This window comes from Leptospira wolbachii serovar Codice str. CDC, assembly GCF_000332515.2.
In the GTDB taxonomy this organism is placed as follows: domain Bacteria; phylum Spirochaetota; class Leptospiria; order Leptospirales; family Leptospiraceae; genus Leptospira_A; species Leptospira_A wolbachii.
In genome coordinates this window covers 2,396,624-2,408,650 of record NZ_AOGZ02000014.1, presented here as the reverse complement: position 1 = coordinate 2,408,650, position 12,027 = coordinate 2,396,624, and the positions used below count along the sequence as shown (strand labels likewise).

General features: G+C 37.8%; 7 protein-coding genes. 4 read left to right on the top strand and 3 right to left on the bottom strand.

What is annotated here, in order from left to right:
* The 3 genes from LEP1GSC195_RS16795 to LEP1GSC195_RS16785 form a co-directional block, all read right to left on the bottom strand.
* Positions 1–1,476: an aldehyde dehydrogenase family protein gene (locus tag LEP1GSC195_RS16795; RefSeq protein ID WP_015681394.1), complete on the bottom strand. Its 1,476-nt coding sequence runs from the start codon at positions 1,474–1,476 to the stop codon at positions 1–3.
* 86 nt (positions 1,477–1,562) lie between these two features.
* Positions 1,563–3,707 (bottom strand): adenylate/guanylate cyclase domain-containing protein, encoded by a 2,145-nt coding sequence (locus tag LEP1GSC195_RS16790; protein ID WP_015680910.1) that lies wholly within the window; start codon positions 3,705–3,707, stop codon positions 1,563–1,565.
* Positions 3,695–5,809 carry an adenylate/guanylate cyclase domain-containing protein gene (locus LEP1GSC195_RS16785; protein ID WP_015682478.1) on the bottom strand — a complete coding sequence of 705 codons (2,115 nt, stop codon included), beginning with the start codon at positions 5,807–5,809 and terminating at the stop codon, positions 3,695–3,697. The genes LEP1GSC195_RS16790 and LEP1GSC195_RS16785 overlap by 13 nt, the downstream gene beginning before the upstream one ends.
* Positions 5,810–5,922: 113 nt before the next feature.
* On the opposite strand from LEP1GSC195_RS16785, the gene LEP1GSC195_RS16780 reads away from it, so the two are divergent.
* From LEP1GSC195_RS16780 to LEP1GSC195_RS16765, 4 genes are read left to right on the top strand one after another with little or no spacing between them, the layout of a single operon-like run.
* Positions 5,923–7,116, top strand: a complete 1,194-nt coding sequence (locus LEP1GSC195_RS16780; RefSeq protein ID WP_015681648.1) for a FliG C-terminal domain-containing protein — start codon at positions 5,923–5,925, stop codon at positions 7,114–7,116.
* Between the two features lie 4 nt (positions 7,117–7,120).
* A complete protein-coding gene (gene fliH, locus LEP1GSC195_RS16775; RefSeq protein WP_002973208.1) occupies positions 7,121–8,044 on the top strand; it encodes a flagellar assembly protein FliH in 924 nt (307 codons plus the stop codon).
* Positions 8,041–10,026 carry a sensor histidine kinase gene (locus tag LEP1GSC195_RS16770; protein ID WP_040506897.1) on the top strand — a complete coding sequence of 662 codons (1,986 nt, stop codon included), beginning with the start codon at positions 8,041–8,043 and terminating at the stop codon, positions 10,024–10,026. Before fliH ends, LEP1GSC195_RS16770 begins: the two co-directional genes overlap by 4 nt.
* Entirely contained in the window at positions 10,023–12,020 is a 1,998-nt protein-coding gene (locus tag LEP1GSC195_RS16765) for a 7TM-DISM domain-containing protein (RefSeq protein ID WP_015680588.1), read from the top strand. The genes LEP1GSC195_RS16770 and LEP1GSC195_RS16765 overlap by 4 nt, the downstream gene beginning before the upstream one ends.
* Positions 12,021–12,027: the final 7 nt, after the last annotated feature.

Here is a 12,027-nt window from a genome sequence, read left to right as displayed (position 1 = left end):
CTAAACGAAAAATTTAGTGGTTAACTTCACCATCAATCTCACAAAACTAGAGTAAGGTGGATACATCAATTTAGCAATAGATGCCTTAGGAGTTTGCAAAACAGATCTTTCGTGCGAAAAGGTTTTGAAGCCAAAAATACCATGGTAACTACCATGCCCAGAATGGTTCACTCCACCGAAAGGAAGGTTTGGATTCACTAAATGAAGAATTACATCATTGATTACTGCCCCACCGGAACTTGTTCTACGAATCACATATTTAGAAGTACTTCTCTTTTTTGTGAAAATATACAAGGCCAATGGTTTTGGTCTTTCGTTGATGATGTGGATGGCTTCATCTAAAGTTTTGTAGGTGACAATAGGAAGGAGTGGCCCAAAAATCTCGTCTTCCATTATACGAGCATCTAAAGACACATTCGTAAGAATGGTTGGTGAAATAAAGTTATCAGAACTTCTTGTTTCTCCACCATACGCAATTTTTGCACCTTTTTTCACCGCATCTTCTACATAAGAAGACACTCTTCCAAAGTTCTTTGCATTTACGATCCTACAAAAATCTGGACTTGCAGTAAAATTCTCAGGTTTGGATTTAAAGAAACTTTCTGTTGTTTCTTTGGCATTTTTTACAAATTCATCTACTTTGGATTCAGGAATCAAAAGATAATCGGGGGCCACACAGGTTTGTCCTGCATTTAGAAATTTTCCCCACATGATCCTCTCCGCTGCAACTTTTAAGTCTGCATCTTCTGCAACAATAGAAGGCGACTTTCCACCTAACTCTAACGTTACACTTGTGAGATTTTTTGCGGCAGCAGCCATAACAATTTTACCCACAGGAGTGGAGCCCGTAAAAAAGATATGATCAAAAGGCACTTCTAAAAGCGCCGTGGCAACAGCTACATCACCTTCAAATACAGCAACTTCTTCTTCAGAGAATACTTCGCTTAACATTGCTTTGATGACATCTGCAGTGTGTGGAGTAAACTCAGACGGTTTCAACATCACAGTATTACCCGCAGCAATCGCAGCTGCTAAAGGGGCAATCGCTAGGTGAAATGGATAGTTCCAGGGAGCAATGATGAGACAAACACCTTTGGGTTCATAAACAATACGACTTGTTGCACCAAGTAAAGTGGGTGGTGTCATTACGTTTTTTGGGCGCATCCAATGTTTTACATGACGAATAGCATCATTGATTTCGGCAATGGTAGGAAGAATTTCTGTAATGTCTACTTCTCCGGCCGATTTTTTAAAATCAGAATGGAGGGCTATTTGGATCTCTTTTTGGTATTTAAGGACAGCGTCTTTCAGCTTCTTTAGTTTTATAATTCGAGTTTTGAAATTCGACAATCGAAGTTCCAAAGCCTTTGTCTTCTGCGCTTTGAAAATACGGTCAATATCGGATGGAGTAAAACTTTTTGTTTGGATCACAGCCTTTCCAGTGGTAGGGGCTTGTGTAAGAGTAGCTTGGGTCATTGGGAATCTCCGTATTACTGACTCTCGTTCATTTAGAGAGGAAGTTCAAGAACTTTTTCAGAAATCAGGGCGAATCTATGTCTTTTTTATGCCAAAAATCCTCTTCCAAATCCAGGGGGAGGTCCATTTTGTGCATACAATTCCGTGCGTTCCAAATATAATTTTGCCGCTTTATCAGAGGGATCGATGCCAAAAACGGCACGAAATCCTGCTCCGGCCTTTTCAAACTCCCCGTCCCAAAACAAATTTACACTTTCTTCAAACTGATCTTTGGTTTTTAACTTTAAATCAAAGGAATCTTCTACACCCTCGACCAACACTTGTGCAATTCCTATTAACTTTTGTTTGGCGGGTATTTTAATAAAATCCAACAATCGATGCGGATAAGAATCAGGATGTTGTAATTCAAGGAGAGCATCTAAACTTAAAATGATTTTGGCTCCGTATTTTTTTGTCATGGATTCTAATGAGTTGGCAACACCCATCGAATCAGAGAGAACGGCGGACTCAATTCTTTGTTCTTCACCGATGATACCTAACATTAGCTCACCAAAATGAATCCCCACTCCAATTTGAATATCCCCGATTCGGTGTGGTTTTGATTCTTTATTCCACCTTGCAATTGTTTTATGCATTTCGATACCAGCAGACAAAGCGTCTTCCGGTTCCTTTTCAAACAAAGCAAAAATAGCATCTCCCACATACTTTTCAATAAATCCATTATGGGACCTGATGGTTGGACCGACTTGGCGCAAATAATCATTTAAAAAAAGAAATGTTTCTTCAGGGCTTAAAGTTTCAGAGATAGCCGTAAAATCACGAATATCAGAAGACAATACCGACATCTGTTTTACGATAAAATCTCCGCGTTTGACCCTAGCTTTCGATTGTTGAGAAAACAATTGAATCAGTCGCAAAGGAACAAATTTCGCATAAACTTGGTTAGATGCTTCTAGTCGATTATTGACTTCGATCAATTCTGTTGTCAAAGTATCCATTGAGGAATAAAACCGAGCATTTCTTCGTGCAAGGAGAATACTCTGGAATAGGAAGAATACAAAAAGAGAAAACGGCATAAAGGGTTGGGATTGAAACCAATAATTTCCTGCCATCAAATCATGAGTAGATCCAAGCATAAGTAATAGTGATCCATAAAAAACCAAACTACTATCTCTCTTTTTCTGCCGATATATTTTTAGAATCACATAAAAAGAACAAACACTAAAAAACAGAATCACCACTTGTGAAAAAATATTTGTTTTGGTAAAAAGTTTTGCATCTGTCAAAACTACAAAGGATACGTAACAAGCAGTGATACTCCAACAAGAATACAACATCCACTTCGGAACTTCCGACCTTCCGGGAAATAAACTCTTCAAATACCCTAAGAAAAAACACACAAGTAGGGGTGCTGACGTGTAATCTAACACCTGCATCCAGTGCCAGGAGAAATCCGGAAATGCATAAATGATATAGTAGTTATCGAGCACAACGAGTCGAAGACCGGTAAACAGACAAAACAAGGCAAAGAACAAGGAACTTTTTTCTTCTCTACGAAAGAAAAAAACAGTCAGTTGGTAGAGAGCCATGGTCAACATAGCGCCAAAAACAAATACTTCGCCCGCAGAATAAATGAGCGATTCGTTTTGAATGACTTCTTTGGTTCCAATTTCAATTGGTTTTCTGTACCCACCCCGTGCATGATGATAATTGCTTACAACAAAAAGAATTTCTTGTTCGTAGTCTTCTGGTTGGAAGGATACATATTGGATTTGGTATTTGGGAATGGCACTTAGTTCATCCGTTCCCACCTTTCCAGAACTCGCTATTTTTTGACGATTGATATAAAGTTCGTAGGAACTCGTTGCTGGTTGAACTCGAAGATAATAACGAATGGTTGGATCTGGAACTTTAAATGTTAGGCGAAAAACCGCATAACCATCGCCACCTTCTCCTTCTGGTCGATAAGAATTCCAAGAAGAAGGAACTTTAACATAAGTTTTACTCGGTTCCTTTATTTTTTCAAATAAACTATCGCCATAAACTTCTCCCCAATACAATTCCCATTCGCCACTAGTGGATAGTTTTTTATGATCTTTTACATACTCGGGAGGCAGTTCCAGATAACCTTTGATCGCTTCAGGAGAAGTGCCAAAATTGCAGGAACAAAATACAAATATAGAAATAAGAAATATAAAACCTAATGAGATGGTTTTCGCTATTTTTCCCATGCAGAAACTCCGTCCCAATCTTCACCTACACCGGCAGTCTGGTAGTATTCACATCTTTCGATATAAATTTGTGCTGCCAAATCTTCAGGATTGTTTGCAAATACAGCACGAAACCCTTCTAATGCTGAAACAAAATCAGCACGTTCATAATCAAAAATCGCAGCTTCAAATTGTTCTCTATTTTCAATTTTTTTATTAGAAATTGCATCGATGTCGGGAATCAAAACCTCAGCAATCATTACTGTTTCTTGTTTTCCTTTAACTCGTACGAAATCCAGGATTCGATAAGGAATTGTATCTAGATCTTCATGCAACATAAGAGACGTTAGGCTAACAAGAATTCTTGCACCGTATTTTTTTGTTAAACCTTGAATGCGGCTCGAAAGATTGACTGTATCGGAAATTACCGTAGATTCGAGTCTTTCTTCTTCTCCCAAAATTCCGAGCATGGTATCCCCTGAATGGATTCCAATTCCAGCATGTAGCGGCAAATAACCGAAAGTTCTCCTACGTTCATTGTATTTTTCTAATTCCCATTGGATATCTTCAGCTGCCTTGATTGAATTCTGAATCCCACCGTCAAATAATGCCATGATGGCACTTCCAATGTATTTATCGATAAAACCATTATTCTTGCGAACACAAGGTCCAATCCTTCCTAAATAAGAATTGGTAAATAACATTCTGTTTTCAAGAGGAATAGAATAAATAATATCCCAATATTCCCAGATATCTGCAAACAAAACAGTAATTTCCCTTTCGCTACTATCACCTAACCGAACTTCTTCGATACTTTCCTTACCTAAATGAGTTAAAAAGTCGCGTGGAATAAATTTTGCGTAAAAACGATTTGTTAAAATAAACTGTTCATTGATAGTTTCAAATTCTTCTTTCAGAAGTAGTTTTTTACGAAAGGTTCTTGCCGTACGAAGTGTAACAATTGTGGACTGTACTCCAAAAAATAGAAACACTGCAATTTGTGATAAAGTAGAATCTCCTCCCCCACTATAAGCAAGGAAAACATCGTAAACAAAACCAGCAAATAATATCAAATACCCTAAAAAGAAAATTCCAGCATCAGGCAATCCCTTGGCTACCATCTGGTACAATCGAATTCCCAAAAATACTGCATATACAATTCCCAATACTTGAAAGACAACTTCAAATTGAGTGTATATTTCCGGTTTGATAATCAAACCATAAACTAACATAAACTGTACGTAAGCGCTAGAGTATAAAATGATTTTTGTATCAATGAAACGAGGAAAAAGACCATCCACAAACCATAAAAATAATATCCCCAAAACGAACACTGATGCATACTCAGCATAGATTACTAAATCCCAAGGAATATTTGGGAACATTGCATAAATGGTTTTACTTCCAATAAAAGGAATCCTAATTGCAAAGACCAAACAGAAAAACCCAAAGTAAAAAGCTTCTCTCTGTTTGTTGCGATAGAAAAATAAAATGAAATGATACAAACCGAACATGAATATAGCGCCCGTTAGCGCTAAATCCACAGTACTTTGTGACAAAATATAGTTTTGAACACCTTCTGCGAGTCCAAATACTGGCGCATTCGGAAGCCCACCTTCTTTGTGGTGGAAGTTGCTTACTTCAATACGAATCTGAAGTTTATCCTTTGCCGAAATCGTGAAACTTTGACCTTGCGCACTTGGAGTTGTACTTTCTTTCGTGTGACCGGGCATTCCAGACACCAAACTCCTGTTACCCGCAACAAGTCGAAAAGCGGTACGAACTTCAGGCAAATAAACTGAATAAATTTGAGTTTCTTCTGGAAGTTTGATATCTAGAACATAAGTACCGTATCCCTTACCGTCCGCTGCCCCTGATCGCAATGGCAACTGGTTCCAAAGAGCCGGAACGGGGAGATAAGTGGGAGCAGTCGCATCGGAAGGAACATCGAACTCCCCCGGAAAGAATTTCCAATCCCCCTGGAGAACAACCGCAGACTCAGATTCAAAAGGAAATGTTCGCAAATCTAATTCACCCAAGTGAACCTGGGGTGAAGGAGCAACCATACTACAAGCCGTTGCCAAAAATACAATGGAAAGATAGATTAATGTCTGACGGGTCATCCCTAACCTTCAGAGACTTGGAGGACATGAATTTGGAAAGGAAGTTTTCGAATTGAAAAAAATAATATTTTTTGGTTTGTACGACCACAATGATTACCTATTATGTCTCTTAAATGAAATCTTCTTCCGGATCCAATAAAGCAGCCCTGGCCTACCAAATCTTAGGTCGCTATTTACCGGATGAAGTGTTCTCTCATTTGAGCGATTCCGAAATCGAATCTCTCCTCTTAAAAGTCGAATCCAATCCATCCCCAACGAAAGGGCAGGAAAAAGACATCCTCCTTTCCTTCACCCGCTTCCTCCAAAAAAAGGGGAACTCTCGAAACTCGAACCAGATTGGTTTGGGATATCCGAAACCAGGACCGATGGGCACTCCCAGCGAGATTCTGAAGGGTGGATATACGAATTACAACGATAACACAAAATCCGCAGGTATGTCTGGAACCGGCGGCGGCGGTTATACGAATAGCAATGATTCCCCGAAACAAAGGGGGAAAACCGAATCCACATTCGGAAATCCACTAGACGAGGGTGGATATGCGAATAGCGAACATCCAGACACAAATGAATTGTATTCCCTCCTACAAGAGATCTTAAAAGAGGAAGATTCCAAATCGGGAGTTCCCCTTTGGCCAGAGCTTCCGAGTTATTCCTTGGAAATGCTCCGAAATCTGACCATGGACGAATCTCCAGAGGTTGTGGCCCGAATTCTCAGCTTTTCTGATCCGGAAACTGCCTCTGAGGTTTTGGCCGAATATCCGGAAAATCATCGGGAAGATATCATTTTAGCCCTTTCCGAAATTGACTACCATTCGGACCGGGAAAGGGACCAATTAGAGCGTTTCCTTCGGTTCAAAATGGAACTCATCCAGAAAAAAATGCCCGTTTCAAAGATCCGCAGCCGCAAAGCAAAAACAGCGGGGGAAATTCTCACTAGACTTCCTTTTTTACCATCTCAAAATTTAATTGAACGAATTCAGAAAAAAAGCCCAGAATATGCCGAAACTATAGTAGAACACTACTTTCGTTTGGAAGACCTCCTTCATTTAGGAAGGACGAGCCTCACTCGGTTCTTTTCTGAGATCCATCCTCTTGTCCTTGCTTGCGCATTGAAAGGAGTGGAAACAGATTTTCGTGATCAAGTATATTCCAATTTGGAATCTTGGCTTGTGAAAGAAATTAAGATCGAATGGGATTCGTTAGGTCCTGTCTCTTTAGCAGAAATCGAAGAAGCCCAAAAGGGAATCTTGGATAGACTACGAGAGGCAATGGATGAAGGCAAAGTGAAACTCTGGAGATTGAAGTAAGGATATGGCAAAACTCGTCTTTAAACCCATTCAAATTGCCGACTTACAAGAAGAAGTTGAGATTCAACTTCCTGATAAGTACAAAAAGTTCCATAAGACCGACGAACAAGAAGACTTCGAGATAGACCAAGAAGGGAATATCATCGAACAATACCAAGGTCCTTCAATCGAAGAGATCGAAGCGGAACTACAAAGGTATCGTCAAGAGACAGAAGAACAAGTCCGTCAATTATTAGAAGATGCCAAAAAACAAGCCAAAGCCATTGAAGAAGAAGGAAGGACCAAAGCCTTCCAAATGGTTCAAGACTCTAAAGAAAAAATTAAATTAGAAGAAGACTCCGGCCGTGCCAAAGCAGAACAGATCTTAGATCGTGCGAAGATGGAAGTCGAACGTATGATCAAAGAAGCCGAAATGAAACAGGCAGAGATCGAACACGAAGCTTACCAAAAAGGTTACGATGCAGGTCGTGAAGTAGGATTTAAAAAAGGCCAAGGGGAAGTGAGACGACTCATTGACCGACTAGGAACTATCATTGGTAAGGCGATTGATATTCGTGAAGAAATGATTGCTGCTTCTGAAAAACAAATGGTAGAGATGATTCTTGTCATCGCAAGGAAAGTAATTAAAGACGAAATTATTGAACGTAAAGAGATAGTGCTTAACAATATCCGTGAAGCAATGAAACGAATTAAAGATCGAGACCGAATTGATATTCGTGTTAACTTTGCGGACTTGGAACTCACAACAGCACACAAAGACGAACTTATCAAACTTATGGAATCTCTCCGAAAGGTCAATATCTACGAAGATTCTCGAGTGGACCGTGGCGGAGTTATCATCGAAACAGATGTGGGAGCGATCGATGCAAGGATCTCTACACAGCTCAAAGAAATCGAAGAGGCCATTCGAAACGTCGAACCGATATGATTTCGAAAACCCGTATTTACAAACTAGTATTCGGGTTCGCATTGATTTTGTCACCAGCTACTTTCAGTTTGGTGGCGGAACCTTGCGGGACCATGATCACATCCTTCGAAAGACCAGTAGTTTTAAAAACAGATTGGTTATTTAGGAAGGGTGATAACTTAGATTGGCGCGATGAGTCAGTTGAAGAATCTTTCTGGGTCAAACGATCTGTCCCCGATTATGGAATTTCAAAAACAGAAAACCTAACAGGATATCACTGGTATCGGTGTTCATTCTATTTACCAGAAAACTATACTACTCCTGTAGAACCCATCGCAGTCCAACTCGGTCGGATTCGAGATATTGATGAGTTTTATCTGAATGGAACTTTGATCGATAAAACAGGAACCGTTTTACCAAAAATGGAAGTGGACTTCCAAAAAATTCGAATTTATTCCCTACCAACTCACCTTCTCAAACCTGGCCTGAATGTAATGGCAATTCGCATCTACGCCGCGACCAATCTAAATGGACTGAAAGAAGCTCCCACGATTGCCAAAGAACGCCTATTACGCGAAGAAGTTTTTTCGAAAGAAGCCTTTGCAATGGTTTGCGGTTATGTATTCATATTTATGGGGATATATTTTCTAGTAGGTTCCATTGTTCGCGGCCGAGCAGGAGAAAACTTTTTCTTTGCTCTTTTTTCCATATTTATGGGAATCTATGTTCTGATCAGAACCCAACATCGCGATATTTTATTTGAAAGTTTTACTTGGTCTTATGTTACAGAACTTTTAGTTCTTATCTGCCTTCCTGTATTTTTTATCAACTTCATGCATCAGTATCTAAAGATGAAACGGAATGTTGTGTTACTTGTATATGAAGTATTCCTTTTTGCTTTATTTGTAATCACTTTATTCTTTAGAACTCCTAAGACTTGGATTTTGGTGATTGCTCTTTTTAATTATGCCTTACCAGTGGCAATGGGTCTTGTGATTTATCTATTTGTCAACAATGGCAAAGCAAACATTGCAAAAGTAAAATATATTCTAATTGGTATCGCCTCTTTATTGCCTACCATTCTGATCGATAGTCTTTCCGCTTTAGAAATCATTTCGATGCCAGGAACTCTTTATTTAGGATTTTTGATATTTCTTGTAATGATTTCAATCCAACTTTCGAACGACATCGTTTTGGGTTTAGAGAATTTTATCGAACAAGAAAAAGAACTGATCCAAATGGAACGAGTGAAAACAGGATTTCTTATCAATTTGTCCTCGGAATTCAAATCGGGAATGGAGAAAATCAAGAAGGCAATCGACAATATATCCTCCAATCACGGGAAAAATATTTCCAAAGAACCAACCAAAGTATCTACAAAATCTGCAGCTAAGAAGAAAACCAAACCTAAATCTGGTTCCAAACAAGAGTTAGATCCTATAAAACAAGCTGAAGACCATATTTCTTACATGAGTTATATGGTAGAAGAAGCAATTCTCTTACGAAAATTAGAAGACAAAACATACATACCTTTCTATGAAACTTTCTCAGTATCAGAATTGATTAGACACTGCGTTTCGAATGTTGAAAACCATTTAGAACAACACAGAAAAACTACTTCTATCGAAGTAAAACCGAATGATTTAGAAGTATTTTTTCCAAAGGAATTGTTCTTTTGTATCTTAAGAAATCTTATTGAAAATGCCTACCAATACACCGATCCAAAAACTGACATCAGCATAGAGTTTTTTAACCGCGATGGTTATCACCAACTCATTGTTATGGATGAGGGTATGGGTCTAAGCCAACTAGAAATGGAAACTATCTTTCAAAAGTTTGTCAGAGGATACCGTGATAAAAAAAATGAAATCCCAGGTGCTGGTATTGGTTTAACTTTAGTTGAGGCCACAACAAAATTTCTTGGTGGGACAGTGAGTTTAAAATCAAGTGAAGGTATGGGAGCCAAATTCACTATTCGTATCCCGGAGAAACCTAAAAAATGAAATCCTTTACATTCTTTCGAATTTTATTATTTAGTTTCTTTTTACTTACCTACAATTGTTCTCGCTCCACAGATGAGACCACCGTTGTATTACGTTTGGATGGCGAAGATTGGGGGATTTATTTCAACAATAACTCAGACATACTCAGTAATGAATTTAATGCAAATAATTTAGATCTCACAACTGTTCCGAGTAACTTTCGAAATTTAAACAGAAGTTATCGCGGAGCCATTTGGATTCGGAAAAGTTTTGACATCACTACAGAACAACACCAAAAATCCTTAGCACTACAACTTGGTAAAATTTATCAATCGGATGAAGTATTTATTAATGGAGTGCTTATCGGTAAAAACAACTCTGCGTTCGGAAAAGATCCTGATGAGTTTGCCTTTGGTAGACCAAGAATTTACCCAATTCCTCATGACCTATTATTAGAAGGAGAAAATGTTCTAATAATAAAAATTGATTCCTCATTATCCACCTCGGCAGGAATCATCACAGGACCAATTCGCATTGTGACTTATGAAGAGGCTCTAAATGGAAATCTTTATGATTCTCTCGTAGAACTTATCTTTGTTGGTTTTTATCTCTTTATAGCGTTATTTTTCTTTATTAACTTTTTCAATCTAAGAGATAAAAAAGAATATTTAAGTTTTAGCATTTTAGCCCTTATTTTTTCTGCTTATGAATTGTCAAAAAACGAAGTTCGTTTTTTTATAATCAATCAATTCGCAATATTAAAGTTTGTTGAGTATTCGTTTTTACTCATTCTTCCTTATGGCTTTATTAAATTTATTCAAGATTTCTTTGAACTAAAACCTTTTAAATACCAGAGAATATATCTTCTAACACAGTTTTTCTTTATAGCAATATTTGCAATACTTCATAATCCCGTATTCTGGTATAACTTCATTGGATATTGGGACATTCATCTTCTTGCGGTCATTGGCTATGCTATCTACGTAACGTTTATCAAACTTCGCGAACAAGCACGTGGATCGGCAATACACTTACTTGCACTTGTTTATTTACTTTATTCTATTTTAAAAGAAATCTTAATCGAAAGAGGATACCTAAATTCTCCATCCTCTCTCGAAACAAGTTTCTTGGTGTATTTGATTTTAATGACACTCGCCTTACGATTTCAATTTCTGATGATGAAACGAAAACTTCAAAATCGATATGAAAGACTAAAAGAGGCGGACTCATTACGTGAAAAGATTTTTTATTACATGGATGCGATGATTTCAGGCCCTCTGAAATCTATGAAAGACAAACTTATATCTTACCGCGAATCTACCCAAAAAGCAAAGGACAAAAACTTAGTAAAAGAAGTGATTGAAGTCCAATCATCCATAGACAATGTAATGGATGATATTATTGAACTTTCGAGATTGGAAGTCTTGAAAGAAGTTCCGTTTAAGGAACAAGTAAACTTCATATCCTTTATTAATGAAGTCATACCAGAAGATGATATAACCTACTCGATCAAGGTTAATCCTGAGACGGAAATCCATAATAGTTTGGATTTAATTAACTCCGTAGTTGTAAGACTAGTTGATTTTCCTCCATTCAAAGAGTTTAACCACAATGATCTAATCATCACACAAGATTTAAGGGGAAATGTTCACTTCCGATTTTTATTATTCCATAGCAATCCCAAAGTCTCACAAAGATTATTTAGCGATTTAGTTGAAAATTATAATACTTTAACACCTATAAAAGTAAAATGGGCAATCATATTGGAAATAGTTCGCCTATTAGGTGCAAAAATTGATTTCAAAATTATTAAAAAGAAATATCTTAAAATCGACCTAGGTATTTCTGCGATTGTTCCCGTTTCCGAACTGCAACCAGTGAAGGAATCGCAAGCTACTTCAGAATCTTCTTCAACGAAACCACAAAAGGAAGATTGGAAAGTAACTCTAAAACGGATTTGGAAATTTCTAAAAGAAACTGAAATTAAAATTCCAAACTTTAAAAAGAAAAAATAATTTCAGA

Excerpts from the sequence above, each read along its gene's own strand:
- fliH (WP_002973208.1), top strand. The coding sequence starts at position 7,121 with ATGGCAAAACTCGTCTTTAAACCCATTCAAATTGCCGACTTACAAGAA.
- LEP1GSC195_RS16785 (WP_015682478.1), bottom strand. The coding sequence starts at position 5,809 with ATGACCCGTCAGACATTAATCTATCTTTCCATTGTATTTTTGGCAACG.
- LEP1GSC195_RS16790 (WP_015680910.1), bottom strand. The coding sequence starts at position 3,707 with ATGGGAAAAATAGCGAAAACCATCTCATTAGGTTTTATATTTCTTATT.
- LEP1GSC195_RS16770 (WP_040506897.1), top strand. The coding sequence starts at position 8,041 with ATGATTTCGAAAACCCGTATTTACAAACTAGTATTCGGGTTCGCATTG.
- LEP1GSC195_RS16765 (WP_015680588.1), top strand. The coding sequence starts at position 10,023 with ATGAAATCCTTTACATTCTTTCGAATTTTATTATTTAGTTTCTTTTTA.
- LEP1GSC195_RS16795 (WP_015681394.1), bottom strand. The coding sequence starts at position 1,476 with ATGACCCAAGCTACTCTTACACAAGCCCCTACCACTGGAAAGGCTGTG.
- LEP1GSC195_RS16780 (WP_015681648.1), top strand. The coding sequence starts at position 5,923 with ATGAAATCTTCTTCCGGATCCAATAAAGCAGCCCTGGCCTACCAAATC.